Source organism: Naasia sp., assembly GCF_025465545.1.
Taxonomy (GTDB): Bacteria; Actinomycetota; Actinomycetes; order Actinomycetales; family Microbacteriaceae; genus Naasia.
Map to the genome: position 1 here is coordinate 17,559 of NZ_JAODMK010000003.1, position 25,867 is coordinate 43,425.

General features: G+C 71.3%; 26 protein-coding genes and 1 tRNA gene. 7 read left to right on the forward strand and 20 right to left on the reverse strand.

All coding sequences use genetic code 11. The features are described 5' to 3' along the window. Positions 1 to 13: 13 nt before the first annotated feature. The 4 genes from JWR33_RS00740 to JWR33_RS00755 form a co-directional block, all read right to left on the reverse strand. On the reverse strand, positions 14 to 649 hold the full coding sequence (locus JWR33_RS00740) for an A24 family peptidase (RefSeq protein ID WP_297408561.1): 636 nt from the start codon (positions 647 to 649) through the stop codon (positions 14 to 16). 179 nt (positions 650 to 828) lie between these two features. After that, on the reverse strand, positions 829 to 2,106 hold the full coding sequence (locus tag JWR33_RS00745) for a PhoH family protein (protein WP_297408734.1): 1,278 nt from the start codon (positions 2,104 to 2,106) through the stop codon (positions 829 to 831). Between the two features lie 271 nt (positions 2,107 to 2,377). Further along, positions 2,378 to 3,508, reverse strand: coding sequence for an aminotransferase class V-fold PLP-dependent enzyme (locus JWR33_RS00750; protein ID WP_297408562.1), 1,131 nt, complete (start codon positions 3,506 to 3,508; stop codon positions 2,378 to 2,380). A 33-nt stretch (positions 3,509 to 3,541) separates the two neighbouring features. Continuing rightward, the gene (locus JWR33_RS00755; protein ID WP_297408563.1) at positions 3,542 to 4,327 is read right to left on the reverse strand and encodes an isoprenyl transferase; all 786 of its coding nucleotides are present in this window, start codon (positions 4,325 to 4,327) and stop codon (positions 3,542 to 3,544) included. A gap of 178 nt (positions 4,328 to 4,505) precedes the next feature. Between JWR33_RS00755 and JWR33_RS00760 the strand changes: the two genes are divergently transcribed. Continuing rightward, the gene (locus JWR33_RS00760) at positions 4,506 to 5,183 is read left to right on the forward strand and encodes a hemolysin III family protein (RefSeq protein ID WP_297408736.1); all 678 of its coding nucleotides are present in this window, start codon (positions 4,506 to 4,508) and stop codon (positions 5,181 to 5,183) included. 10 nt (positions 5,184 to 5,193) lie between these two features. Here JWR33_RS00760 and JWR33_RS00765 read toward each other — a convergent pair whose 3' ends face one another. After that, on the reverse strand, positions 5,194 to 5,334 hold the full coding sequence (locus JWR33_RS00765) for a hypothetical protein (protein ID WP_297408564.1): 141 nt from the start codon (positions 5,332 to 5,334) through the stop codon (positions 5,194 to 5,196). 162 nt (positions 5,335 to 5,496) lie between these two features. Here JWR33_RS00765 and JWR33_RS00770 point away from each other — a divergent pair, with 162 nt between their 5' ends. The 4 genes from JWR33_RS00770 (at position 5,497) to JWR33_RS00785 (ending at position 9,472) form a co-directional block, all read left to right on the forward strand. After that, positions 5,497 to 5,913: a DUF4307 domain-containing protein gene (locus JWR33_RS00770; RefSeq protein WP_297408565.1), complete on the forward strand. Its 417-nt coding sequence runs from the start codon at positions 5,497 to 5,499 to the stop codon at positions 5,911 to 5,913. Positions 5,914 to 6,034: 121 nt separating this feature from the next. Next, complete coding sequence (gene greA / locus JWR33_RS00775; RefSeq protein ID WP_297408566.1) at positions 6,035 to 6,526, forward strand: transcription elongation factor GreA; 492 nt, start codon at positions 6,035 to 6,037, stop codon at positions 6,524 to 6,526. Between the two features lie 80 nt (positions 6,527 to 6,606). After that, positions 6,607 to 8,679: a TPM domain-containing protein gene (locus tag JWR33_RS00780; RefSeq protein WP_297408567.1), complete on the forward strand. Its 2,073-nt coding sequence runs from the start codon at positions 6,607 to 6,609 to the stop codon at positions 8,677 to 8,679. A gap of 52 nt (positions 8,680 to 8,731) precedes the next feature. After that, on the forward strand, positions 8,732 to 9,472 hold the full coding sequence (locus JWR33_RS00785) for a PspA/IM30 family protein (protein WP_297408568.1): 741 nt from the start codon (positions 8,732 to 8,734) through the stop codon (positions 9,470 to 9,472). Between the two features lie 74 nt (positions 9,473 to 9,546). Here the strand turns inward: JWR33_RS00785 and ilvA are convergent, their stop codons facing one another. Both ilvA and JWR33_RS00795 read right to left on the reverse strand, forming a co-directional pair. After that, positions 9,547 to 10,806: a threonine ammonia-lyase gene (gene ilvA, locus JWR33_RS00790; RefSeq protein WP_297408569.1), complete on the reverse strand. Its 1,260-nt coding sequence runs from the start codon at positions 10,804 to 10,806 to the stop codon at positions 9,547 to 9,549. Continuing rightward, positions 10,799 to 12,043: an AI-2E family transporter gene (locus tag JWR33_RS00795; protein WP_297408570.1), complete on the reverse strand. Its 1,245-nt coding sequence runs from the start codon at positions 12,041 to 12,043 to the stop codon at positions 10,799 to 10,801. Before JWR33_RS00795 ends, ilvA begins: the two co-directional genes overlap by 8 nt. An 87-nt stretch (positions 12,044 to 12,130) precedes the next feature. On the opposite strand from JWR33_RS00795, the gene JWR33_RS00800 reads away from it, so the two are divergent. Beyond that, positions 12,131 to 13,330, forward strand: coding sequence for a crosslink repair DNA glycosylase YcaQ family protein (locus JWR33_RS00800; protein WP_297408571.1), 1,200 nt, complete (start codon positions 12,131 to 12,133; stop codon positions 13,328 to 13,330). A 99-nt stretch (positions 13,331 to 13,429) separates the two neighbouring features. Here the strand turns inward: JWR33_RS00800 and JWR33_RS00805 are convergent, their stop codons facing one another. The 8 genes from JWR33_RS00805 to eno all read right to left on the reverse strand — a co-directional run bounded on the left by JWR33_RS00805 (position 13,430) and on the right by eno (position 20,304). After that, positions 13,430 to 14,317: a M48 family metalloprotease gene (locus tag JWR33_RS00805; RefSeq protein ID WP_297408572.1), complete on the reverse strand. Its 888-nt coding sequence runs from the start codon at positions 14,315 to 14,317 to the stop codon at positions 13,430 to 13,432. A 32-nt stretch (positions 14,318 to 14,349) separates the two neighbouring features. Further along, positions 14,350 to 14,916, reverse strand: coding sequence for a LemA family protein (locus tag JWR33_RS00810; RefSeq protein WP_297408573.1), 567 nt, complete (start codon positions 14,914 to 14,916; stop codon positions 14,350 to 14,352). Positions 14,917 to 15,092: 176 nt separating this feature from the next. Beyond that, a tRNA-Leu gene (locus JWR33_RS00815) sits at positions 15,093 to 15,165 on the reverse strand. 5 nt (positions 15,166 to 15,170) lie between these two features. After that, a complete protein-coding gene (locus tag JWR33_RS00820) occupies positions 15,171 to 16,595 on the reverse strand; it encodes an NAD(P)/FAD-dependent oxidoreductase (RefSeq protein WP_297408574.1) in 1,425 nt (474 codons plus the stop codon). Positions 16,596 to 16,649: 54 nt separating this feature from the next. Further along, a complete protein-coding gene (locus JWR33_RS00825) occupies positions 16,650 to 17,930 on the reverse strand; it encodes a S8 family serine peptidase (RefSeq protein ID WP_297408575.1) in 1,281 nt (426 codons plus the stop codon). 63 nt (positions 17,931 to 17,993) lie between these two features. After that, on the reverse strand, positions 17,994 to 18,506 hold the full coding sequence (locus JWR33_RS00830; protein WP_297408576.1) for a DUF501 domain-containing protein: 513 nt from the start codon (positions 18,504 to 18,506) through the stop codon (positions 17,994 to 17,996). After that, the gene (locus JWR33_RS00835) at positions 18,503 to 18,985 is read right to left on the reverse strand and encodes a septum formation initiator family protein (RefSeq protein ID WP_297408577.1); all 483 of its coding nucleotides are present in this window, start codon (positions 18,983 to 18,985) and stop codon (positions 18,503 to 18,505) included. The genes JWR33_RS00830 and JWR33_RS00835 overlap by 4 nt, the downstream gene beginning before the upstream one ends. 38 nt (positions 18,986 to 19,023) lie before the next feature. Beyond that, positions 19,024 to 20,304 carry a phosphopyruvate hydratase gene (eno, locus tag JWR33_RS00840; protein WP_297408578.1) on the reverse strand — a complete coding sequence of 427 codons (1,281 nt, stop codon included), beginning with the start codon at positions 20,302 to 20,304 and terminating at the stop codon, positions 19,024 to 19,026. Between the two features lie 351 nt (positions 20,305 to 20,655). Here eno and JWR33_RS00845 point away from each other — a divergent pair, with 351 nt between their 5' ends. Then, positions 20,656 to 21,984 (forward strand): hypothetical protein, encoded by a 1,329-nt coding sequence (locus tag JWR33_RS00845; protein WP_297408579.1) that lies wholly within the window; start codon positions 20,656 to 20,658, stop codon positions 21,982 to 21,984. Between the two features lie 23 nt (positions 21,985 to 22,007). Here JWR33_RS00845 and hisS read toward each other — a convergent pair whose 3' ends face one another. From hisS to JWR33_RS00870, 5 genes are all read right to left on the reverse strand, one after another. After that, positions 22,008 to 23,249, reverse strand: coding sequence for a histidine--tRNA ligase (hisS, locus tag JWR33_RS00850; RefSeq protein ID WP_297408580.1), 1,242 nt, complete (start codon positions 23,247 to 23,249; stop codon positions 22,008 to 22,010). Between the two features lie 67 nt (positions 23,250 to 23,316). Then, positions 23,317 to 23,958 (reverse strand): MazG family protein, encoded by a 642-nt coding sequence (locus JWR33_RS00855; RefSeq protein WP_297408581.1) that lies wholly within the window; start codon positions 23,956 to 23,958, stop codon positions 23,317 to 23,319. Beyond that, complete coding sequence (locus tag JWR33_RS00860; protein WP_297408582.1) at positions 23,955 to 24,479, reverse strand: GNAT family N-acetyltransferase; 525 nt, start codon at positions 24,477 to 24,479, stop codon at positions 23,955 to 23,957. Before JWR33_RS00860 ends, JWR33_RS00855 begins: the two co-directional genes overlap by 4 nt. Positions 24,480 to 24,488: 9 nt before the next feature. Then, positions 24,489 to 25,058, reverse strand: a complete 570-nt coding sequence (locus JWR33_RS00865) for a TetR/AcrR family transcriptional regulator (protein WP_297408583.1) — start codon at positions 25,056 to 25,058, stop codon at positions 24,489 to 24,491. After that, positions 25,051 to 25,857, reverse strand: a complete 807-nt coding sequence (locus JWR33_RS00870) for an alpha/beta hydrolase (RefSeq protein ID WP_297408584.1) — start codon at positions 25,855 to 25,857, stop codon at positions 25,051 to 25,053. The genes JWR33_RS00865 and JWR33_RS00870 overlap by 8 nt, the downstream gene beginning before the upstream one ends. Between the last annotated feature and the right edge of the window lie 10 nt (positions 25,858 to 25,867).

Consider the following 25,867-nt stretch of genomic DNA (forward strand, 5'->3'; position numbering starts at 1 on the left):
GCGCCGTCGCCCGCTATGCGGACGGGCCGGCCAGGAGGAGCCCGACCCAGAACCCGATCAGCAGGAACGGGCCGAACGGGATCCGCGTCCCCGCCCCTCTGCGGGCGAGCACGACGGCGGAGACCGCTCCCCCCGCGAGGAATGCGACGATGGCGGCGGCCGCGACCGTGTCCCAGCTTCGTACGCCGAGCGCGAGGGCCAGCACGAGAGCGAGCTTCACGTCGCCGAGGCCCATGCCGCCGGCAGTGTGCAGCAGGAGGAACAGCCCGAGCGCGAGGCCGCCTGCCGCCAGCGGCGCGCCGGGATCCGCGCCCTGCACCCCGCCCAACGCGATGCCGAGGATGGCGATGGGCAGCCCCGGGAGCGTCATCCGGTCGGGCAGGCGATGCTCGGCGAGATCCACCACCACGAGCGCCGGCGACACCGCGGCGAGGTAGAGCGCGGACAGCGCGTCGGAGGTGAGGCCGAGGCGCCAGAGCACCAGCGACCCGAGCGTGACTGCGGCCGCCAGCTCGGCGAGGAGCCGCAGGCGCCGCTGCGACGGCCGGGTCGGCCGGGTCGAGGGACATGCGGGGGCGTTGGGCTGGGCTCGCTCGGCAAGGACCGGCGCTCTACCGGCCGCCTCCGGTTCCGGTGCGACAGCAAGCATGCGGAGACGGTAGCGACGCGTCCTCCTCGCCCGCGCGCACTCTCCACAGCGCCGCGACGCGAGTCGGAACGCCGAGGGCGACCCGAGACGCCGAGCGCGGGCCGTACCCGTGTCGCGCTCGGCGCCTCGCGTGGCACTCGGCGAGGCGCTGGTCGCGCTCCTCAGACGAACCCGTCAGGTCAGGCGAGCTCGTTCGACTCGAGCATCTCCGTGACGAGTGCCGCGATCGCGCTGCGCTCCGACCGGGTGAGGGTCATGTGGCCGAACAGCGGGTGCCCCTTGAGCGTCTCGATCACGCTGGCGACGCCGTCGTGCCGGCCGACCCGCAGGTTGTCGCGCTGGGCCACGTCGTGGGTGAGCACGACCCTGGAGTTCTGGCCGATCCGGCTGAGGACCGTGAGCAGCACGTTCCGCTCGAGCGACTGCGCCTCGTCGACGATCACGAAGGCGTCGTGCAGGGACCGGCCTCGGATGTGGGTGAGCGGCAGCACCTCGAGGATGCCGCGCTCCACGATCTCCTCGAGCACGTTCGGCGAGACGATCGCGCCGAGGGTGTCGAACACCGCCTGACCCCAGGGCGACATCTTCTCGCCCTGGTCGCCGGGCAGGAAGCCGAGCTCCTGGCCGCCCACCGCGTAGAGCGGGCGGAAGACCATGATCTTGCGATGCTGCTGCTTCTCCAGCACCGCCTCGAGACCGGCGCAGAGCGCGAGCGCCGACTTGCCGGTGCCTGCGCGTCCGCCGAGGGAGACGATCCCGATCGACGGGTCGAGCAGCATGTCGATCGCGAGGCGCTGCTCCGCCGACCGGCCGTGCAGCCCGAAGACCTCGCGGTCCCCCCGGACGATGCGGATGTCGTGCTTGCCGGTGACGCGCGCGAGCGCCGATCCCCGCTCGGAGGAGATCACGAGGCCGGTGTTCACCGGCAGCTCCTGCACGAGGTCGGTGCGCATGCGCTCGTGGTCGTAGAGGTCGGCCATCTGGGAGCCGCTGAGCGCGATCTCAGCCATGCCGGTGTAGCCCGAGTCGACGGCGAGCTCCGCGCGGTACTCCTCGGCGGCGATGCCGATCGAGGAGGCCTTCACCCGCATGGGCAGGTCCTTGGACACCACCACGACATCGAGGCCCTCGTTCTTGAGGTTCATCGCCACGGCGAGGATGCGCGAGTCGTTGTCACCGAGCTGCAGGCCGGACGGCAGCACCGCCATGTTCGAGTGGTTCAGCTCGACCCGGAGGCTGCCGCCGGCGTCGCCGATCCCGATCGGGAAGTCCAGGCGCTCGTGCTGCACCCGCAGCTCGTCCAGGTTCCGCAGGGCCTGGCGGGCGAAATAGCCGATCTCGGGATCGTTCCGCTTCGCCTCGAGCTCGGTGACCACGATCACCGGAAGGACGACGGCGTGCTCGGCGAAGCGGAAGATCGCCTTCGGATCGGACAGCAGGACCGACGTGTCGAGCACGAACGTGCGCTCGGCCTGCCGGACCTTTCCCTTGCTCGTCTCTGCGTGTGCCGCGGACGTCGAACGGGCAGCTGAGGCCACAATCACTCCCACCTCGAGGCGGAATTCCGCTCTCGATTCTGCGAGACGGGCCACGGTGGGACGTTGCGAAACGTACTTATGTGGCCGTTTCGATCAGGTGCCGTACCTGATGCGCTGAAGGCTACGCAGAGGGTGCGACGCCGGGCGCCCCGACACACCCGCGCTGCGTTACGGGGGCGTTAACCCTGTGTCACCGCACCCGGACGGCGGTGGCGTAGCTGAGAAGCGCGGCGCGCAGCATCTCCAGGCTCTCCGGCGGAGTGCCCGCATGGGCGCTCAGCCGGACCATGCCCTGCCGGGTGGTCGCCGCGACGCCGTGGTTGAACAGTGACGCGCTGAGCACGGTGAGCTGCTCCGGCGCCGGTTCGATCACGACGATGCCGGCGCGCTCGCCCTCGTCGCGCGGGGACAGCACCTGCAGCGCGTACTCGTCGGCGAGGTCGATGATGCGGGTCACGTTCTGCGCCACCGCGTCCTCCACCGCACCGACGCCGACCTCGGCCAGCTCCTCGAGGGAGGCGGCGAGGCGGGCGGCGGCGAGCGGATCCGGATCCGTGACCCTGAAGGCGGAGGCGCCGCGCACCGGTGCGGGCACCTCGTCCCAGGGGATGAGCGACTCGTCGGCGGTGCCGGGGAAGCCGGAGAACACGGGCGTCAGCCGCTCGATCGCGCGGTCGCTGAGGGCGAGGAAGCCGGTGCTCCAGCCGGCCCGCAGCCACTTGTGGCCGCCCCCCACGACGATGTCGGCGACCTCGAACGGGGCATCGGTGACGCCGACGCCCTGGATGACGTCGACGAGGAGCAGCCGATCGCCGATGACCTGCCGGATGCCCTCGATGTCGGCCAGGTAGCCGGTGCGCGCATCGACGAGGCTCACCGCCACGGCGACCGTTGTCGAGGTGAGCTGATCGCGGATCTGCCCGGGGGTGACTCGGCCGTGATCGGTCTCCAGCCAGATCGGCGCCGTGACGCTGAGGGACTGCTCCGCCCGCACGGCAGCGAAGGGCAGGCTGGGAAACTCGGCCCGGGACATCAGCACGCCGCCCGTTATGCCGAACAAGGCGTGCATCGTTGCCATGCTGGTGCTGGGCTGCAGGGCGACCTGGTCGGGACGGAAGCCGAGGGTGGCGGCGAGCGCCGTCCGGGCGCGATCCTCCTGCTCGAGCAGGGCGCCGGTCGAGCCGAACCTCGACCGGGACACCAGCTCCCGCTGCCAGTCCATCTCCGCCACCACAGCACCGGAGAGCGGCCCGTAGGAGGCGTAGTCGAGGTAGCCCGGCTCCTCCAGGAACCCGGCTGCGAACCGCGCGATAGGAGTCATCTCGCCGTCAGTTTAGGGGAAGCGCCCCCGCGATCAGCCCCCGAATCGGCGGTGCCGCTTGCCGTAGTCCCGGAGCGCGCGAAGGAAGTCCACCTCGCGGAGATCCGGACCGAGCGCCTCCACGAAGTACAGCTCGCTGTGCGCGCTCTGCCAGAGCATGAAGTCGGACAGGCGCTGCTCGCCCGAGGTGCGGATCACGAGATCCGGATCCGGCTGGCCGCCCGTGTAGAGGTGCTCGGCGATGAGCTCCGGGGTGAGCACGCCGGCGAGGTCCTCGATCGTGCCGCCCTGCAGGTGGTGGGACGACACGATGCTGCGCATGGCGTCGGCGATCTCGGTGCGGCCCCCGTAGCCGACCGCCAGGTTGACGTGCAGGCCGGTCTTGCCGGCCGATCGCTCCTCTGCCGCCTTGAGAGTGGCGGCGAGGCCATCGGGCAGGCCGGACGGCGTGCCGACGTGCTTGACCCGCCAGTCACGGAAGCGGGAGAGGTCGTCGGCCAGCTCGCCGATGATCTCGACCAGCTCGGCGAGCTCGCCCGGGTCGCGGGCGCCGATGTTGTCGGTGGAGAGCAGGTACAGCGTCACCACTTCGATGCCCAGGTCATCGCACCAGATCAGGAATTCGCGGATCTTCGCGGCACCCGCCCGGTGCCCGTGGGCCGCCGTCTCCGCGCCCACCTGCCGCGCCCACCGACGGTTGCCGTCGAGGATCATCGCGAGGTGGCGTGGCAGCGAGTTCCGGTCCAGGGAGGCCCGGATCCGCCGCTGGTAGAGCACGTAGGCCGGGTTGGTCGGCACCGTCTTACGCCGTCGCAGCACGTGTTCACGTTAGCCCCCGCGGCTCCGCAAAGCCTCGCGGGAGCCGGGCGCCCCTTCGGCGCCCGGCTATTCTGGAGCCGTGGCAGGAGAGGAAGGCGCGCCCCTGCAGGACGGCGCCGCGGGGCCGATCGGCGTCGACTCCGACGCGCAATCGGCTGACCGGGAGGACGCGGCAGCCCTGCCGAATCTGCCCCTGCTCGAGGACGAGCTCGACCACCCGGCGGCGGCGAAGCCGACCTGGCGAGGCTGGATTCACGCGGGCACCTTCCCGCTCGCGCTCGTGCTCGGCATCGTGCTCGTCAGCATGGGTCAGACCCCGCTCGCGAAGGCGGCCAGCGCGGTCTTCATGGCGTCATCGCTGCTGCTGTTCGGCAACTCCGCTCTCTACCACCGGTTCAACTGGGGCCCACGGATGCTCCGGCTGCTCAAGCGCATCGATCACGCGAACATCTTCCTGCTCATCGCGGGGACCTACACGCCGCTGTCCCTGCTGGCGCTGCCGCCCGACAAGGGCCTCGTGCTGCTGTCCATCGTGTGGGGCGGCGCCCTGCTCGGCATCGCATTCCGGGTGTTCTGGATCACCGCGCCCCGCTGGCTCTACGTGCCCATCTATGTCGGCCTCGGCTGGGCTGCCGTGGTCTTCTTCGGCGACCTCTTCGCGGCGAATGCGGCCATGATGCTGCTCGTGCTGATCGGCGGCGTGCTCTACACGGCCGGCGCCGTCATCTATGGGCTCAAGCGGCCGAACCCGTTCCCGGGGAGGTTCGGGTTCCACGAGATCTTCCACACCTGCACGGTGCTGGCCTTCGCCTGCCACTGGGTGGCGACCCTGCTCATCGTGCTCGACCAGGTCTGAGGGGCTCCGATCAGCCGGCGGAGTCGTCCCGCTGCGCGGCCTGCTCGCGCTCCAGCTGCTCGCGCAACTCGCCCCGGTATCGCGTGCGGCGGACGCGCCTCGTCATGTCCAGGATGAGCAGCACCGTGACCACTGCGATCCCGAAGACCACTGCGAAGCCGACCGGGCCGGGGGTGACGATCGTCGAATCGAACGCCGGCGAGGGCGACGGGGTCGGCGTCGCCAGGAGGGCGAGAATCGAGTCGACGATCAGGGCGCTGTCCTTCCACGGTTGTAGCGTGGAGTCAAGACTAATCCGCGGGACAGGAGGAACGTGACGCGTACGACAGCGCCCTCCACTGCCGACCTCGAGGACAGGTATGGCCGCGCGCGGCTCTCCCCCCGGCGCCGGCTGGGGATCCTCGTGGCGGCAGTGGTCGCCCTGGCCGCCCTCGTGGTCGCCTGGGTCATCTGGTCGGGACTCGGCGACCCTGCCGCCACGGTCGACTACCGCGACACGGGCTACCAGAAGGTCAGCGACCGGGAGATCAGCGTGCGCTTCGAGGTCACCGCGGAACCCGGACAGGTGGTCGAGTGCGCGGCCCAGGCGCTCAACGACAAGTTCGAGACGGTCGGCTGGAAGGTCGTGCAGCTCCCCGCTTCTCCGGAGCGGACCAGGGGATTCGTCGAGACGATCCGCACCACCAACCCGCCGAACACGGCCTTGATCTACCGCTGCTGGCTCCCGTAGCCTGGCTGTTTGCCCACATCCCGGCCACCGGGACGGTGTTCCCACCCCGCTCCGCTCCGGGGCGCCGCAGCACCCGCCCTCTCCCCGCAGGGCCTCGAAGCTCATTCCCTGAGGAGTACGCATGTCACCGGAAGCCCCCGTCACCTGGCTGACCCAGGAGGCGTTCGAGCGACTCTCCGCCGAGCTGGCGCAGCTGTCCGGCGAGGGCCGGCTGGAGATCGCCAAGCGGATCGAGCAGGCCCGCGAAGAGGGTGACCTCAAGGAGAACGGCGGCTACCACGCCGCCAAGGAGGAGCAGGGCAAGATCGAGGCGCGCATCCGCCAGCTCACGCAGCTGCTCCGCAGCGCACAGGTCGGTCAGGCTCCCGCCGCCGCGGACAGGGTCGGCATGGGAACCGTCGTGACCGCGACCATCGCGGGCGACGAGAGCGTGTTCCTCGTGGGCAACCGCGAGATCGCCGGCGACAGCGACCTGGACGTCTACAGCGAGCAGAGCCCGCTGGGGCAGGCCATCCTGGGACTGGCGGTCGGTGGGAAGACCACCTACACCGCGCCGAACGGGCGCGAGATCAGCGTCGAGGTCCGCAAGGTCGAGCCCTACTCCGGCCAGTGACCCCTGCCGCGCCTCTGGCACAGATGCGCGGGCCGGACAACGGGATGCGGCCTCTCAGCCGCTCTCGATACTGTTGGCGCGTGGCTCCGGGATCATCGAGGCGTGCGTCGCGGCTGACGGGCCTGCTGCTTGCCGGAACGGTGGCCGCGATCGTGCTCGGCACGGCGGCGCCGGCCGCTGCAGTGGAGCCGGTCCAGTTCGGCTCGTCCGACATCGTCGACACGGTGAACGCGCTCGGCGGCGATCAGACGAAAGTCGAAGACGCTCTGAACGCCCTTCAGCAGAGCACCGGCGTGACACTCCTCGTCGCCTACATCGACTCCGCGGACAACCCGGACGACCTGGACCAGTGGGTCCAATCCGTCGCGGACCTGAACGGGCTCGGCGACGACAACGCCCTCCTGGTGGTCGCGGTCGATGATCGCCAGTACCGCTTCACCATCGACGGCGGCATGGCGGTGACCGATGCCCAGCTCGACGCGATCCGCACCGACCGGATCGTGCCCGCGCTCGGCCAGGACGACTGGGCGGGCGGAGCCATCGGCGCAGCCGAGGGACTGCAGTCGGCGCTCGGCGGCGGTTCCGGCGACACCGGCACCGGTTCGAGCGGCGGGGGGTCCTTCAACTTCCTGCCGACGCTCCTGATCCTCGGCGGCTTCGTGCTCGTCGTCGTCCTCGTCACCCGGATCCTCGCCCGGCGCAAGAAGCGGCTTGCTTCGCAGACCCAGGAGGCGCAGCAGAAGCAGCTGGACCAGAAAGCGGGCGGCCTTCTCGTCGAGCTGGACGACGCGCTCAAGACGAGCGAGCAGGAGCTCGGCTTCGCCGAGGCGGAGTTCGGAGCGGAGTCCACGGCGGCATTCCATGTCGCACTGGAGTCGGCGAGCGGCAAGGTGCGCGACGCCTTCCGCATCAAGCAGCGACTGGATGACGCGGAGCCGGAGACCGCGCAGGAGCGCTACGAGCTGTCCACCCGGATCGTGGAGCTCTGTCAGGAGGCGGACCGCGAGCTCGATGCGCAGGCGGACGCGTTCGAGAAGCTCCGCGAGGTCGGCCGCAACGCTCCGGCGGCCCTGCAGACCATGACGGCGGACGCCGAGCGGATCGGCGCCCGCGTAGAGGCCGCTGAGGCCACGCTCACCGCGCTCGCATCCCGCTACGACCCCTCAGCGCTCACGAGCATCGCGGGGAACCCGGATCAGGCTCGCAAGCTCCTGGCCTTCGCCGCCTCGGCCGGCGAGCGGGCGGCGGAGAGCATCCGCGCCGGAAAGGGCGGTGCCGCCGCGGTGGCGGTGCGCGACGCCCAGCAGGCGCTCGGCCAGGCCACCCAGCTCCTCGACGCGGTCGACCGCGCGGGCGGCGACCTGGAGGGCGCGACCGGCAAGCTCACCGACGCCGCGGGCGCGCTCCGGGAGGACATCGCGGAGGCGGAGGGCCTCTCCCCCGCCACCCGCGCCGGCACCCCCGACCTCGAGGGGGTCCTCCGCGAGGCCGAGCGCGTCCTGGCCGAGGTGGCGTCCGGCGCACTGGGCGGCCGGGATCCGATCACCGCCCTGAGCACGGTGACTGCGCTGGAGCAGCGCATCGACGCGGCCCTCGCCCCAGCTCGCGAGCAGGCGCAGCGGGTCGAGAGGGCTCGGGCCACCCTGGGTCGGGCGATCGGCTCCGCGCAGGCGCAGGTGGGTGCAGCAGCGAACTTCATCACCACCCGTCGGGGCGGCGTGGGCGCCGACGCCCGCACGCGGCTCGCCGAGGCCTCCCGCCGCTTGGCGCAGGCGCAGTCGCTGGCCGAGACGGATCCCGAGCGGGGTCTCACCGAGGCGCAGGCGGCGGAATCCCTGGCGTCCAGCGCGCTCAACCTGGCGCAGAGCGACGTCGGCGACTTCTGGGGCTCCGGCGGCACCGTTCCGGTGCGCGGAGGGGGTGGGCAGGTCGGCGGCGACATCGCCGGCGCCGTGCTCGGCGGCATCATCGGCGGCATGCTCGGCGGCGGGGGCGGCAGGCGCGGTGGGTACGGCGGGGGCTTCGGGGGCGGCGGCTTCGGCGGGGGCGGCTTCGGCGGATCGCGCGGAGGGGGCGGCGGCTTCGGCGGATCGCGGGGGTTCGGGGGCTCCGGCGGTGGAGGCGGACGCCGCGGCGGGGGCGGGCGCTTCTAGGCTCCGTGCATCGACTCAATCCAGATCCAGATCACGAGAGAAAGAGGAACACATGGCGAAGCAGACCATCTTCGGCAGGATCGCTCAGCTGGCCAGGGCCAACATCAATTCGCTGATCGACTCGGCGGAGGACCCCCAGCTGATGCTCGACCAGCTCGTCCGCGACTACACCGGCAGCATCGCGGAGGCGGAGAGCGCGATCGCCCAGACGATCGGCAACCTCCGACTCGTCGAGGACGACTATCGGGAGGACGTGCAGAACGCCGAGGAGTGGGGTCGCAAGGCCATCGCGGCGAGCGCCAAGGCCGACGAGCTCCGGGCCGCGGGCGACACCGCGGGAGCCGACAAGTTCGACGCACTCGCCAAGGTCGCGCTCACTCGTCAGCTCTCGTCCGAGAACGAGGCCAAGGGCGCCCAGCCGACCATCGCCTCCCAGACCGAGGTCGTCGATCGGCTCAAGACCGGCCTCCAGAAGATGCGCGAGAAGCTCGGCGAGCTGACCGCGAAGCGCAACGAGCTCGTCGCCCGGCAGAAGACCGTCCAGGCCCAGAGCGTGGTGCAGGACGCCATCAAGAGCATCGACATCATGGACCCGACCAGCGAGGTGAGCCGCTTCGAGGACAAGATCCGCCGCGAGGAGGCCCGCGTCCGCGGCCAGGAGGAGCTCGCGGCATCCAGCCTCGACTCGCAGTTCGAGAGCCTCGAGGACCTCGGCGAGCTGACCGAGGTCGAGGCGCGGCTCGCGGCCCTCAAGGCGGGCAGCGCGCCCAAGGCCATCTCCTCCGGATCCTGATCCCGATCGGAGGCGCCTGCCGTCGGGCGGCGCCTCCGATCAGATCACCCGATCCCGGTCAGGCCACCGGGTGATCAGGAATCGGCGATGCGGGGGTCGTAGCCGGCGCTGCGAAGGGTGTCGAGGATCAGGGCGGCGTGATCGCGTCCGCGCGTCTCCACGCTGACCTCGATCTCGACCTCGCTGATCTGCAGCCCCCGGCCGTGCCGGGTGTGCAGCACCTCCACCACGTTGGCGTTGGCGTCGGCGATGAGCTTGGAGATCTCGGCCAGCTGGCCGGGCCGGTCGGGCAGACCGATGCGGAGGCTGAGGTACCGGTCGGATGCGGCCAGTCCCCGGCTGATCACCCGCTCCATCATGAGCGGGTCGATGTTTCCCCCGGACAGCACGATCACCGTGGTGCCGAGGTCGTTCCCAAGCCGACCGCTGAGCACGGCGGCCACTCCCACAGCTCCCGCCGGCTCCACCACGAGCTTCGCGCGCTCGAGCAGCACGACGAGAGCCTGGGCGGTCTCGTCGTCCGTCACCGTGAGCACCTGATCGACCGCCTCGCGGATGATCTCGAAGTTGAGCACTCCCGGACGGGAGACCGCGATGCCGTCGGCTATCGTCGCGGCGATCTCCACCGTGACCACCTCCCCCCGCTCGATGGAGACCGGGTAGGGCGCGGCGTTCGCCGCCTGCACGCCGATGATCCGCACCGGACGCTCGCGGCCCGCTGTCTTCTGCTTGATGGCGCTCGCGATGCCGGCGACGAGGCCGCCGCCGCCGATCGGCACGATGACCGTGTCGAGGTCCGGGACCTGGTCGAGGATCTCCAGCCCGAGCGTCCCCTGCCCGGCGATGACGTCCGGGTGGTCGAACGGCGGGATGAGCACGGCTCCGGTCCTGGCGGCGTACTCCGCTGCGGCCAGCAGCGGCTCGTCCACGCTGTGGCCGCGGAGGATGACCTCTGCGCCGTACTCCCGGGTGGCCTGCAGCTTGGGCAGCGGAACGCCGATGGGCATGAAGATCGTGGCCGAGATGCCGAGCTCCCGCGCCGCGAGGGCGACGCCCTGCGCGTGGTTGCCGGCCGAGGCGGCGACCACGCCGCGCGCCCGCTCCTCGGGGGTCAGCTGGGAGAGCCGGTTGTACGCACCGCGGATCTTGTACGACCCGGTCCGCTGGAGGTTCTCGCACTTCAGGCGGACGGGGCTGCCGAGGGCGCCGGCGAGGAAGCGGGAGCTCTGCATGGGCGTCTCGTCGACCACCGCGGCCACCACGACGCGGGCGCGCTCGAAGTCGTCGAGGGTGGGTCCCGGATAGGCGGTGCGGGGCGCCGTCGTGTCACTCAACCGGAGCCACCTCTTCCACGGCGGGGCGGGGATCGGTCCGCCACTGCCCGCGAGCAATGTAGCCGATCATCACGTTCACCGTGGCGACGACCGGCACGGCGAAGAACGTGCCGGGGATTCCCGCGAGGCTCGCCCCTGCGACGACCGCGAGGACCACGGCGAGCGGGTGCACCTTGACGGCCGTGCCCATGATCAGGGGCTGCAGCACGTGGCCCTCGAGCTGTTGGACGAGCAGCACGATGCCGAGCATGATCAGCGCAGTCACCGGGCCGTTGTAGACCAGAGCGATGAAGATCGCGAGGGTGCCGGTGACGACCGCGCCGATCACGGGGACGAACGAGCCGAGGAACACGAGGACCGCGATCGGGATGGCGAGCGGGATCCCGAGGATGAACGCACCCAGGCCGATGCCCACCGCATCGATGAAGGCGACCAGGATCTGCACGCGGACGAAGTTGCCGAGGGTGGCCCAGCCGGCGTGCCCGGCGCCGTCGATAGCGGGACGCGCGCGCCTCGGGAAGAGCCGCACGACCCAGGCCCAGATGCCGCGGCCGTCGATCAGCAGGAACAGGGTGCTGAACAGCACGAGCAGGAGCCCGGTGAGGACGTGACCGAGGGTGAGCCCCACCGACAGGGCGCCGGAGACGAGCACCTGGCTGTCCTTTTGGGCGGACGACACGATCTGGCTGATGTAGTCGTTGAGCTGCGCCTCGGTGAGGTGCAGCGGCGAGGCGAGCAGGAAGTCCTTCAGCTGCGCGTAGGACTCCACCGACTTGGCCTGCAGGTCGCTGAAGCCGCGCGCGACCTGGGTCACCACAAGATAGATGAGGCCGGACAGGGCGACCAGGAGGCCGATCTCGGCGACCGCGATGGCCAGCCACTTGGGCCACCGATGGCGGACCAGGAAGTGCACGAGCGGCACGAGCAGCGCGGCGATCAGCACTGCGACCAGCACCGGGATGACCAGCTCGCGCAGCTGCACGATCAGGAACAGCACGAGTCCGAGCACGGCGGCGACGGCCAGGATGCGCCACGCCCACGCGCCGGCGACGAGCATGCCCGGCGGCATCGATCCGGGCGGGAGGGCGGGCGGCAGACCGGACGGCACCGATCCCGGCTCCGGGTCGGGCCGCGCCAGCCGTGCTGCGGAGCCGGCGGTCGGGGCGGCCACGGCGCTGACGGCCTGCTCGGGCCGCTCGGGCTCTCGATCGGATCGCTTTCCACGTCCTATTGGCATCGCCCCAGTTTAGGGAGGCCCGAGCAGCGTCGAGCACCGGCTTGACCAGGCCTCCTGCTGTCGGAGCGGGCGGCTAGGGTCGCCTACGTGGTCGACTCCATGAGTGCCGCCCAGGCCCGCCGAACGGCTCTCGCGGCACAGGGCATCGGGAGGCCCCGACCCGCCACCGTGGGCAGCCGGCAGCTCAACTCGCTGATCGACCGGCTGGGCGTGCTGCAGATCGACTCGGTCAACGTGTTCGAGCGCAGCCACTACCTGCCCGTCTTCGCCCGGCTCGGCGCCTACGACCGGTCGCTGCTCGACCGGCTCCTCCTCGCGCCGCCCGGGCGCTACGTGGAATACCTGCCGCACGTGGCCTGCTTCCTTCCGGTCGACGCGTGGCCGCTGTTCCGCTGGCGGATGGCCGCCTATCGCGAGAAGCACGCGTCCGCGCCGTGGGTGCAGGCGAACGGGGAGATGCTCGACTGGCTCCGTGCGGAACTGGCGGAGCGCGGCCCCCTGGCCGCCCGCGAGATCGAGCACGACGCCAACGTGCGCCGCGGTCCGTGGTGGGGCTGGTCCGACATCAAGGAGGGGCTCGAGCACCTCTTCTGGTGGGGAGAGGTCGCGACGGCGGGCCGCACCCGCTTCGAGCGCCGCTACGCCCTCGCCGAGCAGGTGCTCCCCCGCGAGGTGCTCGACGTGCACATCGCCAAGGAGCACGCCTTCCGCGAGTTGCTGGCCCGTGCGGCGGCCGCACACGGGGTGGGCACCGCGCGGGACTTCGCCGACTACTACCGGCTTCGCGGCCCGGGGGTCGGCGTCGCACTGCGGGAGCTCGAGGACGACGGGGTGCTCGTACCGGTGCAGGTCGACGGCTGGCACCAGGGCGGCCGGCCGCTCCAGGCCTGGCGCCACCGCGACGCCGGCACCCCGCGGCGGATCGAGACGACGGCTCTGCTCTCCCCGTTCGACCCGGTCGTGTGGGAGCGGTCGCGCACGGAGCGACTGTTCGGCTTCCACTACCGGATCGAGATCTACACCCCGGCACCGAAGCGGGTGTTCGGCTACTACGTGCTGCCGGTCCTCGTCGACGACCAGCTGGTCGGCCGAGTCGACCTGAAGAGCGACCGGCGGGCGGGGATCCTCCGCGTGCAGGCGGCATGGTCGGAGGACGGGCGCGCTGAGCCGCACGCGGAGCGCATCGCGGCGCAGCTGCGCGATGCGGCAATGTGGCAGGGCCTGGACGCGGTGTCGGTCGAGCCCAGAGGCACCCTGGCACCGCGGCTGACCCTCGCCCTGTCCTGACGCCCGCCGCCGCCGGTCGGCACGACGGCCGCAACCATGCGGCCAATTTGGGACGGCACGCCGTTGCGGTTTGGCCGCGGCGTCGCGTCCGTCGGGGAGCTAGAAGCTTCCGCCCATCCGCTCGAGGCGTGCGATCCGCTCCGCGATGGGCGGGTGCGTGCTGAAGAGCTTCTCGAGGGCGCCGGGCTTCAGCGGGTCGGCGATCCAGAGGTGAGCCATGGAGGAGTTCTGGCGGCGCAGCGGCCGGCCATGGATCTCCAGCTTCTCCAACGCGCGCGCCAGCGCATCCGGATGGCGCGTGGTGAGCGCCCCCGTGGCATCCGCCAGGTACTCGCGCTGGCGCGATATCGCCAGCTGCACGAGGGTGGCGACGAGCGGGGCGACGACCATCGCGACGAGACCGAAGACGAGCACGACCGGGTTGCCGTTGTTGCCACGGCCCCGGCCGCCGAAGAACGCCATCCGCAGCAGGATGTCCGAGAGGATGCCGACCGCGACGACGAGCCCGTAGACGATCAGCGAGACGCGGATGTCGTAGTTGCGCACGTGCCCGAGCTCGTGCGCCATGACGCCCTCGAGCTCGGCGTCGTCCAACAGCTCGAGCAGCCCCGTGGTGGCGGCGACGATCGCATGCTCGGGGTCCCGGCCGGTGGCGAAGGCGTTGGGAGCCGGGTCGCTGATCACGTAGACCTGCGGCATCGGTGTGCCGGTGGCGATCGAGAGGTTCTCGACGACGCGGTACAGGCGCGGCTCGTCCGCCTTGGTGATCCGCACGCCGCCGCTCATCGCGACCGCCTGACGGGAGGCGAGGAAGTACTGGAAGACCGCGTAGAGGGCGGCGCCCACCATCACGAGGACCACGATGGAGTAGTCCCCCGGCCTCCCGTAGGCGAGGTTGGCGAGGAAGCCGAGACCCCCGATCAGCAGGAAGAAGACCAGCAGGATCACGACCGTGTTGCGCTTGTTCCGCGCGATCGCCTTGTACACCGAGCGCTACCTTCCGCGCCCGACGGGGCGGATCAGAACTGGACTCGAGGCGGCTCGGCGATGGCCGCCGGCTCCGTCACCTCGAAGAATTCGCGCTCCGTGAAGCCGAGCGAGCGGGCGAACAGGTTGTTCGGGAAGATCTTGATCTTGGTGTTCAGCTCGCGGACACCGCCGTTGTAGAACCGGCGTGACGCCTGGATCTTGTCCTCGGTGTCGACCAGTTCGCTCTGCAGCGCGAGGAAGTTCTGGCTCGCCTGCAGCTGCGGGTACGCCTCCGCTACGGCGAAGATGCTCTTCAGAGCCGTCTGCATGTGGTTCTCGGCGGCGGACGCCTCGACCGGCGATTGGGCGGACAGCGTCTCGGCGCGGGCCCGGGTGACATCCTCGAAGACGCCCCGCTCATGGGCGGCGTAGCCCTTCACCGACTCGATGAGGTTGGGGAGCAGATCCGCTCGTCGCTTGAGCTGCACCGTGATGTCGCTCCACGCCTCGTCGACGCGGACACCGAGCGTGACCAGCGAGTTGTAGGTGGCCCACAGGTAGATGCCGACGATGAGCACGAGCGCGACCACGATGAGTATCGGGATCAGGATCTCCATGCGCTCACTATAGCGACGGCGCTCCGGCCGGCCGCGCGGAAGTCAGCACCCTCCGAGCCGGGCGGCCGGCCGCGCGCGGGGATGCTCGATCCGCGTACCGGCCCGTACCGGATCGCCGAGAAGTCCCGCTATCCGGACTCGGCAGCGAGACTTTTCGGCACGTGGCTTGAGATGTGTACCCCCAGTGGGACTCGAACCCACACTGGAGCGATTTTAAGTCGCCTGCCTCTGCCGTTGGGCTATGGGGGCGGGCACTACTTGCCCTGGGCGGGAGTGGCGTAGACGGGCGCCGAGAGGCCATCGGCTCCCGGTAACCTGTCCTTCGCCGGCGCGGCCTCCTTGGGGGCCTCGGCTGCGGCCGGCGGCCGGGGGCGCGACGCGAACCGCTCGAAGAACTCGCGCGGGTCCTCGAGGTTCTCGATCGGCGCGATGTCCCGGCCGAGCACGAACGCGATCACCCAGTTGCTGATGACGCGGATCTTGCGCTCCCAGGTGGGGATCGCGAGCCCGTGGTAGCCGCGGTGCATCAGCCACGCGATCGGGCCGGTGATGCCGATCTTGCCGGACTGGAAGGCTCCGTGGCCGGGACCGAGGCCCGCGACCGCGCCGAGGTTCTGGTGCGAGTAGTCCTTCGGCAGCTCACCGCGGAGGACCGCGGTGATGTTCTTCGCGAGCTGCTTGCCCTGCCGCACCGCGTGCTGAGCGTTCGGGACGCAGAAGCCGCCGACGCCGCCGCCGGTGATGTCAGGCACCGCGGCCACGTCACCGGCGCCCCAGGCGCCCTCGACGATGCCGTCGTCACCCTCGACCCGCAGGTCGGCACGCACCTGGAGTCGGCCGCGCTGCTCGACGGGGAGGTCGGTGTTCTTCAGCATGGGGCTCGCCATGACGCCGGCGGTCCAGACGATGACGTCCGACTCGAGCGACTCACCGGTCGACAGCTGGCAGACGCCGTTCTCGGCGGACTGCAGCTGGGTGTCGAGGTGCACGAACGCGCCGCGCTCGGCCAGGTTCTTGAGCACCTTGTGGCTCGTCTTCAGCGAGACCTCGGGCATGATCCGGCCCATCGCCTCGATGAGGTGGAAGTGGGTGTCCTCGAAGGTGAGCTGGGGGTAATACTTCACGAGGGCGCTCGCGAGGGAGCGCATCTCCGCGAAGACCTCGATGCCGGCGAAGCCGCCACCGACCACCACGAAGGTGAGGAGCCGTTCCCGCTCCGGTCCGGGAGGCAGGTTGGCGGCCTTGTCGAAGTTGGTCATGATCCGGTTGCGGATCTCGACGGCCTCCTCGATCGCCTTGAGGCCGATCGCGTTGTCGGCCACGCCCGGGATGGGGAAGGTGCGGCTCACCGAGCCGGCGGTGACCACGATGATGTCGTAGGTGATGTCCCACGCGTCGCCGACCTCGGGGGTGATGGTGGCGGTGCGGGCCGCGTGGTTGATCTGGGTCACCTTGGCGGTGATCACCGTGCTGCGCTTGAGGTGCTTGCGCTGGGACACGATCGCGTGGCGGGGCTCGACAGCGCCGCCGACCACCTCGGGCAGGAACGGCTGGTAGGTCAAGTAGGGCAGCGGATCGACGACGACGATCTCGGCCTCCCCCTTGGCGAGCTGCTTCTCCAGCTTCCACGCAGTGTAGAAGCCGGCGTAGCCGCCGCCGACGACGAGGATTTTCGGCAAGGTGCTGCCCTCTCCTTGTGTTCAGTTTTCCCCGGACAAGTGCGGTTAAGGGTACTACGTGCGTCCCCGGCGTCTTGCCGCCCGCACCGCCCCCACGATGCCCGCAGCGAGGAGCATGCCGAACCCGCCCAGCACGCCGAGGGGCAGGAGCGCATCGGTGAGGAGCGAGGTCCGGGGCAGCGCGCGCCGCACCCAGCCGGGGACGAGGTCGAGCGGATCAGCCGGGGTCGCGGTGGCCTCCGGCGGTGCCGCGGCGGGCGTCTCCGACTCCTCCGGGGCCGCCGGGGCCGGCTCGTCGGCGAGCCGGTACAGGCGGATCCACTCCTCCAGGTCGTACGGCACTGCCAGGGGGTTGCTCGTCACCGGCGCCACATCCGCCGTGACGGCCTCCGCCGCGTCGACCAGGCCGTAGCCATAGATGGGCCCGGGGACGGGGTCGCCCCGGGGAGTGGCGGTGCGCACGAGGCGGTTGATCACGTTGTCTGCGTCGAGTTCGGGATGCGCTGCACGGATGAGGGCCACGATCCCGGCGACGATGGGTGCCGCGCCGCTGGTGCCCGACCAGTAGACGGGACTGCCTTCCGGGGTGACGCCGAGCAGCTCCTCGCTCGGCGCCGCGACGGCGAGGGTGATGCCCTGGCTCGATGCGTCGAAGCTCGCGTCGCCCGCACGGTCCAGCCCGGCGACGGCGACGACCCCGGGGATCGTCGCTGGCGCGCCGACCTCGATGGTGCCGGAGCCGCGGTTGCCTGCGGCGGCGACCACGACGACGTCGTGCTCGAAGGCGTAGAGGAAGGCGTCGTCCCAGCTCTCGGGCCAGTCGAGCGTGTTGGTGGTGAGCGACATGTTGATCACGCTGGCGCCCTGATCGACGGACCAGCGGACCGCGGCCGCGATCTGGTCCTCGACCGTCTCGGCGGTCCCGCCGCCGAAGGCGACGGAGACGCTGAGAAGATCCGCCTCGGGCGCGACTCCGATCACGCCGTCGCCGCCGCCCGTTCCGCGGCCGGCGAGGATGCTGCCGACGAGCGTGCCGTGCTCGGCCCCCTCCCCGACAGGCGTCCTGCCGTCGGGGCTGCCGATGCCGGACTCGTCGACGCCGCCGGTCACGACCCCGGCGAGTTCGGGGATCTCGGCGATGCCGGAGTCGATGACGGCGACGGTGACGCCGGCTCCCCGGGTCACGTCCCACGCGGCGGAGATCCCGTAGTCGTCGAGCCAGTACTCGAGGTCGCGCACGCCGTCCGCGGAAGCAGGAACCGGAGTGGCGACGAGGGTGAGGCCCACGGCGAGGGCGAGCGTCGCTCCGGCCCGCCGTGCGGGAATCGCCGTCATGCAGTCAATCTCCCATCCGTGCTCGGGCGAGGGCCCACGGCACCCCGATCGGAGGGCGTTCGGCTAGTCGGCGGCGACGTGGTCCGCCGGCTCGTCGGGACTCCAGTCGGCCAGCTCGAGGGCGAGGTCCCCGATCGGGTTCACGCCCGGACCGGCGGCCAGAGCGTGCGCGGCCAGGGCGTGCAGGCACTTCACCCGGGCGGGCATCCCGCCTGCGCTGATCCCCGCGAGCTCGGGCACCTGGGCGATGCTCTCCCGGTCGGCGAGGTAGCTGCGGTGCGCCATCTCGTATGCGGCCCGCAGCTCCTCGTCGGTCTCCAGGCGCTCGTTGAGCTCGCGCATCAGGCCCTCCGCCTCCAAGTGCGAGATCGCCGCAGTGGCCGCGGGTGAGCTGAGGTAGTAGAGCGTCGGGAAGGGTGTGCCGTCCGAGAGCCGCGGCGCGGTCGCGACGACGGTCGGATCGCCGGCCCGGGTGCGCGCGGCGATCCCGAGCACGTCGCGAGCGGGGCGGCCGAGCTGCTCGGATACCCGCGCGATGTCGCTCTCGCTCGGCGGAGGAAAGGGCGGCCGGGTCACTTCGCAGTCCCCCCGACGGGGCTCTCACTGAGTCCCGCCGCCAAGTAGGACGACAGCAGGGACGCCGCCCAGTCCACCCGGGTGGCCTGCAGTCCTGCCTTCGCCGGGGCGGGCGCCGCCGTGGGGGGCTCGCTCAGGTCGTCGAGGATCAGGTAGGGGTACTCCCCCGGCATCACGTAGAAGAGCCGGTCGCGCGCCTGAGCCTTGATGTAGGCGGGATCATCCCAGCGGGCGCGCTGCTCCGCGAGGTCGTCCACCGTGTGCCGCTGCTCCCGCACGGCAGCCTCCAGCGCGGCGATCTGCTGGCGCTGCTCGACGAGCACCCGCAGGCCGGGTGCGAGCACCACGATCGAGAGCACCACGAGCACCAGCACGAGGATCGAGAATCCGGACAGCCGGATGCTGCGCAGCCAGGACTCGGTTGAGCTCTCTGCGGGCAGGGCGACGGGAACGCGGAGGGTGCGGGGACGGCGTGGCACGCGTCCCCCTTCCTCGCCGGCCCGGCCTCTGCGCCCGATCAGGCGCGATACCGGGGGAAGGCGGAACCGCCCGCGTAGACCGCGGCGGCGTCGAGCTCCTCCTCGATCCGGAGCAGCTCATTGTATTTCGCTACCCGCTCGCTGCGGGCAGGCGCACCGGTCTTGATCTGGCCGGCGTTCGTGGCGACCGCGAGGTGCGAGATGGTCGTGTCCTCGGTCTCGCCGGAGCGGTGCGACAGGATCGCCGAGTAGCCGCTGCGGTGGGCGAGCGACACCGCGTCGAGGGTCTCGGTGAGGGTGCCGATCTGGTTGACCTTCACGAGGATCGAGTTGGCGACCTGGGACTCGATGCCGCGCGCCAGCCGGAGCGGGTTGGTGACGAACAGGTCGTCGCCGACGATCTGCACCTTCTCGCCCAGCTCGGCGGTGAGGGCCGCGTAGCCCTCCCAGTCGTCCTCGGCCAGCGGGTCCTCGATGGTGACCAGGGGGTAGGCGGCGACGAGGTCCGCGAAGTAGCGGGTGAGCTCGGCGGAGGAGAGCTCCTTGCCCTCGAAGCGGTAGACGCCGTCGGAGTAGAACTCGGTGCTGGCGACGTCGAGCCCGAGCGCGATCTGGCTGCCCGGGGTGAAGCCGGCCTGCTCGATCGCACCGAGCAGCAGGTCGAGCGCGTGCCGGTTGCTGGGAAGCTCGGGGGCGAAGCCGCCCTCGTCGCCGAGCCCGGTGGCCAGCCCCTGGGCCTTCAGCTCGCTCTTCAGGGCGTGGTAGGTCTCCACGCCCCAGCGGAGGCCCTCGGAGAAGGTCTCGGCACCGTGCGGCACCAGGAAGAACTCCTGGATGTCGACGCCGGTGTCGGCGTGCGCGCCGCCGTTGATGACGTTGAGCAGCGGGACGGGCAGCACGTGCGCATTCGGTCCGCCGAGGTAGCGGAAGAGGGGGAGATCGGCGGAATCGGCGGCGGCCTTGGCGACGGCCAGGCTCACCCCGAGCATGGCGTTGGCCCCGAGGCGCTGCTTGTTCTCGGTGCCGTCGAGCGCGATGATCGCCGCGTCGATGAGCCGCTGATCGGTGGCGTCCATGCCCTCGATCTCCGGTCCGATCTCCTCGAGCACTCCCGCGACTGCCTTGCGCACGCCCTTGCCGAGGTAGCGGCCCTTGTCGCCGTCACGAAGCTCGTATGCCTCGAAGGCGCCGGTGGAGGCGCCCGAGGGCACCGCCGCGCGCGACACGGTTCCGTCGTCGAGCAGCACCTCCACCTCGACCGTGGGGTTGCCGCGGGAATCGAGGATCTCGCGTGCGCCTACTGCGTCGATGCTGGCCACGGGGGCCTCCTTCAGTTCGTTGCGTCTCTCCGGCGGTTCCCCGCCCCGACACAGCAGTCTAGTGACGGCGCCCTCCGCACCGAGGGGAGGGCGCCGCCCATGCCGCACCCCCGCATGTTCATGCAGGACCGGTTCGGGCTCGCCGACGTGCGCCGCAGCTGCGGGACCTTCCCGAGGCGGTGGAGACGATCTCGTTCGACCGGCCCCGGTTCCGCAGGATGACCGCGTTCGCCGTGTCCGGCGGCGGCAGAAGGAATGCCTCCCCTTTGCGGGATACCGGGAAGATCCGCTGATCATTAGTCTGATCGCACTCGAGCGGTGACGCACCCGCCCCATCTACCCGAGGCTCCCGTGGCACTGTTTCGCACGGGTCGTCGGCGCGCGCTTGCCGCCGCTCTCACGACCCTCCTCCTGTCCGCCGTGTCCCTGTCGACGCTGCAGGGCGCCGCCGCTGCGCCCCGCCTCGTCGGCGTGCAGGCCCTGCCGACCGTCCAGGTGAACGGCGTCGTCTGGACCCAGGCGGTCAACGGCGACATCGTCTACGCAGGCGGCGAGTTCACCAGCGCGAGACCGGCAGGGGCGCCGGCGGGAACGAGCGAGACTCCGCGCTGGAACCTCCTCGCGTACCGACTCTCCACCGGAGAGCTGATCCAGGGGTTCGACCCCCACCTGAACGGCGAGGTGCGCGGAGTCGCGGTCTCCCCGGACGGCAAGCGCGTCTACGCGGTCGGCCGGTTCACCCAGGTGAACGGCAGAGCCCATTCCCGGATCATCGCCCTGGACCCGGCCACCGGCAATCGGTTCACCGGGTTCAAGGCGTCCCTCGGCGCCACCGGCTACGCCGTCTCCGCCACCTCCACCACCGTCTACGTCGGCGGCGCCTTCGTCACCGCCAACGGCGCCCGGCGAACTCGCGCCGCCGCGTTCTCCGTCGTCAACGGCGCTCTCACGGCCTTCGCGCCCGCCGTGCAGGACAACGCCGTCCGCGCTCTCGTGCTCTCGCCCGATCAGAAGCGGATCGTGCTGGGCGGCAGCTTCTCCGCCGTGAACGGCGACCGCAGGCCGGGACGCGGCATGGTGAGCATCGACACGAAGACCGGCAAGGTGCAGTACAGGTGGCTGGTGAACGACGTGGTGCGCAACGGCGCAGAGGCCGACGGGACCGAGCACTCCGCCATCTACAGCCTCGTCTCGGACGGCTCATTCGTCTACGGCAGCGGCTACCAGTACAAGGCGGGCAAGACGGGGAAGCTCGAGGGCGTCTTCAAGGCCCGCTGGTCGGACGGAGCGATCTCCTGGCTCGAGGACTGTCACGGAGACACGTACTCGGTCGCCCTCCTCGATGGTGTTGTCTACACCGCCGGCCACGCGCACGACTGCAGCACCGTGGCCGGCGGCTGGGCGGAGGCGAGCCCGCAGGACATCCGGCGCGCGATCGCCTTCACCAGGGTCGCCACCGGAGAGCTCGCCTCCACGACCATGCGGAGGTACACCGACTTCGGCGGGCAGCCGGCACCCTCGCTGTACGACTGGTTCCCCGCGATCAGCGCGGGCACCTACACGGGCATGAGCCAGGGCCCCTGGCACGTGACGTCCGGCGGCGGCTACCTCGTCTACGGCGGCGAGTTCACCAGGGTCGGCGGGGTGGGGCAGCAGGGCCTGGTGCGCTTCAAGCTGTAGCGGCGCACGCCGTTCTGCGGAACTCAGCCGAGCGGGCGGTACGCCGGTTCGGTCGTGTCGGGACCGACGAGCGCGAATGCGGTGTACCCGGCGGCGGTGAGGGTGTCGAGCAGCCCCGCGAGGTTTCGGGGCCGACGCTCCAGCCGCACGCGCTCGTGCCCGGCGAGCGCCTCCTGCTTGAGCTGGAGGAGGCGCGCGGGAGGGACGTCCTTGTCGTGCACGAGCGCGACGGAGTCGCCGGGAGACGCGGCCTCGTCCGGCAGCAGGTCGAGGATCCGCTCGAAGCCGATCGAGAAGCCGACGGCGGGGACCTCCGTGCCGAGGAATCGGCCGATCATGCCGTCGTACCGGCCGCCGCCGGCGACCGAGCTGCCCGAGTCCGGGTGGGTGATCTCGAAGATGGTGCCCGTGTAGTAGCCCATTCCCCGAACGAGCGTGGGGTCGAAGGCCAGCGGAACGCCGGGCAGCGCGTCGCGCAGCATCAGCAGCTCCCGGTAGGCGTCGAGATCCAGCCAGGCGGGGGCGGCCGCCTCCAGCTCCCAGCCGGCCGACTGGATCCCGCGGAGCGAGTCGGCGATCCCCGCGGTGTCGACGCCGAGCGCTCGCAGCTCCTCGACCACGCCGTCGACGCCCACCTTGTCGAGCTTGTCGATGGTGATCAGCGCGCGCTCCCCGAAATGGCCGGGGATGCCCCACGAGGCCAGGAGGCGGCTGAGGATCCGCCGGTCGTTGATCCGGACGGTCGTCCCGGTGAGGCCGAGTGCCGCCAGAGCGGCGTTCGTGGCGGTGAGCAGCTCGAGCTCGGCCAGCGGCCCCGCCTCCCCCAGCACGTCGATGTCGCACTGCACGAACTGGCGGTACCTGCCCTTCTGGGGTCGCTCGGCCCGCCAGACCGGACCCGTCTGCAGCGAGCGGAAGACGCCGGGGAGCTCTGCCCGGTGGGACGCGTAGAAGCGCGCGAGCGGGACGGTGAGGTCGTAGCGCAGGCCGAGATCGGCGAGCCGGAGCGCGTCATCGGCCTCCGCGGCATCGGCGAGGTCCTCCCGCGTGATGCCGCGCCTGAGGACGCTGTACGCCAGCTTCTCGTTGTCGCCGCCGAGCCCGGAGTGCAGCCGGGCGATGTCCTCGACGACCGGCGTCTCGATCTCGTCGAAGCCGTGCTGCGCGTAGACCCGCTTGATGGTCGCGAGCGCGCGTTCGCGGCGCCCCTTGTCGACGGGAAGGAAGTCGCGCATTCCGCGCGGCGGGTTCACGGGAGAGGCCACCCGGCGATTCTGCCAGCCCGCCAGCGCCCGCATCGCCCGGGCGGCGCGCGCCTGGCAGCCGGATCGCCTAGGGCCGCTCGTCCCGGCCGCGCTCCGCGGCCCGGATCTCGTCCTCGAGCCCGCGGAGGGTGACCCGCAGGGCGCGCTCCGCGTCGAGTCCCCGGGCACGAGCGGCGAGCACGACGGCGAGCAGCAGCGCCCCGAGCTCGTCCTCGGTGGCGAAGGGCAGGACAGGCGCGTCCTCGGCGGAGACCACCCCGGCCTCCTCGGCGCGGCCGAGGATCTTCGCGGCCCGAGCCAGGGCGGGCATCCCGCTGGGGATGCCGTCGAGCACGCTGGTGCGGGTCGCCTTCTCCTGCCGCTTCACCTCCGCCCACTGTGCGGTGATCTCCTCGGGCGTCGACGCGGTCGAGTTCCCGAACACGTGCGGATGGCGCCTGCGCATCTTCTCCGCGGTGGCCGATGCCACGTCGGAGATGTCGAAGCCCTCCTCCGCGGCCGCGATGTCGGCGTGGAAGAGGACCTGGTACAGCACGTCGCCGAGCTCCTCGCGCATCCCCTCCACGTCGTCCGTCTCGATCGCGTCGATCAGCTCAGCGCTCTCCTCGAGGAGGTACGGCACGAGCGAGGCATGCGTCTGCTCGCGGTCCCACGCGCACTCGGCACGGAGACGGTGCATCACGCGGACGAGCTCGTCGAGCCCGCTCATGTCCGGCCCCGGACACCCTCGAGCCGCGCCGCGAGGAGGGCGACGGTGACGGACCCGCCCTTCGTCGGCTGCTCGCCGAGGCGGGAGAAGCCCATTCGGGCGTGGAAGGCGAGGGACTCGGGATTCGGCGGCTGGAGGTTGACCTCGCAGGTCACCTCGGCGCGCCCGTCGGTGCGCGCCTGCGCGAAGACCGCGTCGTAGAGGGCGCGCCCCACGCCGGCGCCTCTGGCCCCCGCGTCCACGACGATGCGGTCGATGTAGAGCGAGTCGACTCCCCGGCTCTCGAACCAGCGGTAGTTCTCGCTGGCGTAGTCGGCTCCGGGATCGATGGCGAGCAGGAAACCGACGACCGCCTCGTCGGCCACGGCCACGAGCGCGAGCCGCGTGAGGGCCAGCAGGTCGGCGAACTCGCGCGCGTCGACGACCGGGACGGCCGGGTGCGCCGAGTTGTTGAGGTCGACGAGGCGGCCGAGGTCGGCATCCTGGATGGGTCGAAGTCGGACGGAGCGCGCGGAGGACACTCCCCGACCCTATCGAGCGGGCCAGGCCGCGAATGCGAGGTCGAATGCGGCGACGAGGCTCTGATAGGAGCGGTCCGGAGAGCGTTCGAGGCCGAATCCGCCGGTCCCCTCGAGCAGCACGAAGCCGTGCAGCGCGGCACGCAGTGCGCGCGTCGCGTCGATCAGGGCGTCGCCCTCGAGGCCGTAGCCGCGCAGGGCGGCGAAGACGGCCGAGGTGGCCCGCTCGCCCGCCGCGGTGTGCGCGAGATCGCCGGCCGCGGGCGCGACCTGGGCGAGAGCGTAGCCGCCCGGGTGCCGTCGGGCGTAGTCCCGGTACCCAGCAGCCAGCGCCTCCAGGGCGTCCCGTCCGGCGAAGCCCGCCACGGCATCGGTCAGCCCGCGCCCCAGATCCTCCGTCGCCGCGATCGCCAGCCGGCGCCGCAGATCGGGCAGTCCGTCCACGTGCTTGTAGAGACTCGGCAGCGCGACCCCGAGCCGCTGGGCCAGGGCGGCGAGGGTCAGCCGGTCGGCGCCGACCTCGTCCGCCAGCGTCGCCGCCGCCTCCACGACGATCGCCGGCGACAGGCCCGCCCTAGGCAACGGCGCTCACCTTGCGGGCGAAGGCGGCGATCGCGGGTCCCACCACGTCCGGGGCCTGAGTCATCGGATAGTGCCCCGCCCCCTCGACGAGCAGGAGCTCGCCGCCGAGGCTCTCTGCCACCCAGCGTCCCTCCGCAGAGGCGTCCTTCCAGTCCGGGTCCGCTGTGCCCATCACGGTGAGGGACGGGACCAGGATCGACGAGATCCGCTGCTCGGCGGGCGCGTGCGTGGTCCGGGCGGTCCGCTGGAACGATCGCCAGTGGCTGCCGCGCCGGAACGCCTTCGCCATCTCCTGCTCCTGCGCCGCGAAGTCGGCGGGACGGGATCCCGGGAAGAGGGAGCGGTAGTACGAGCGCCAGACGAGCGGACCCCATGGCCGGGCGAGGGCCAGGCGCAGGGCGGCCGCGGCGAGCGGCGACGTGGGCGGATTGCGCACGAACGGCCCGAGGAGCACGAGCGCGGTGACTGCGGCGGGGGCGTCCGCGGCCGCGATGACTGAGGCGCCGGCGCCCATCGAGTTGCCGACCAGGACCGCCGGACCGCCCAGGTGCGCGATGAGCTCGAGCGCGTCGCGCGCGGCAGCTTCGTCGTCGAAGTCGGCGAAGCCGTCGTCGCTGTCGCCGTGGCCGCGGAGGTCCAGAGTGGCCACGCGGAATCCGGCGGTGACGAGGAAAGGGGCGAGGAAGCGGTAGGCGGACCGGAGGTCGCCCATGCCGGGAAGGCACACGACGAGCGGGCCCTCCCCTGAGATCTCGTAGGCGAGGCGCGAGCCGGCTTCGCCGATGTGGCTAGTTGTCATAGCGGTCAGG

What these genes read in the sequence shown, in the direction of transcription:
- JWR33_RS00740 (WP_297408561.1), bottom strand. Translation starts at nt 649, where the DNA reads ATGCTTGCTGTCGCACCGGAACCGGAGGCGGCCGGTAGAGCGCCGGTC.
- JWR33_RS00750 (WP_297408562.1), bottom strand. Translation starts at nt 3,508, where the DNA reads ATGACTCCTATCGCGCGGTTCGCAGCCGGGTTCCTGGAGGAGCCGGGC.
- greA (WP_297408566.1), top strand. Translation starts at nt 6,035, where the DNA reads ATGTCACCGGAAGCCCCCGTCACCTGGCTGACCCAGGAGGCGTTCGAG.
- JWR33_RS00785 (WP_297408568.1), top strand. Translation starts at nt 8,732, where the DNA reads ATGGCGAAGCAGACCATCTTCGGCAGGATCGCTCAGCTGGCCAGGGCC.
- JWR33_RS00795 (WP_297408570.1), bottom strand. Translation starts at nt 12,043, where the DNA reads ATGCCAATAGGACGTGGAAAGCGATCCGATCGAGAGCCCGAGCGGCCC.
- JWR33_RS00810 (WP_297408573.1), bottom strand. Translation starts at nt 14,916, where the DNA reads ATGGAGATCCTGATCCCGATACTCATCGTGGTCGCGCTCGTGCTCATC.
- JWR33_RS00825 (WP_297408575.1), bottom strand. Translation starts at nt 17,930, where the DNA reads ATGACGGCGATTCCCGCACGGCGGGCCGGAGCGACGCTCGCCCTCGCC.
- JWR33_RS00855 (WP_297408581.1), bottom strand. Translation starts at nt 23,958, where the DNA reads ATGAGCGGGCTCGACGAGCTCGTCCGCGTGATGCACCGTCTCCGTGCC.
- JWR33_RS00870 (WP_297408584.1), bottom strand. Translation starts at nt 25,857, where the DNA reads ATGACAACTAGCCACATCGGCGAAGCCGGCTCGCGCCTCGCCTACGAG.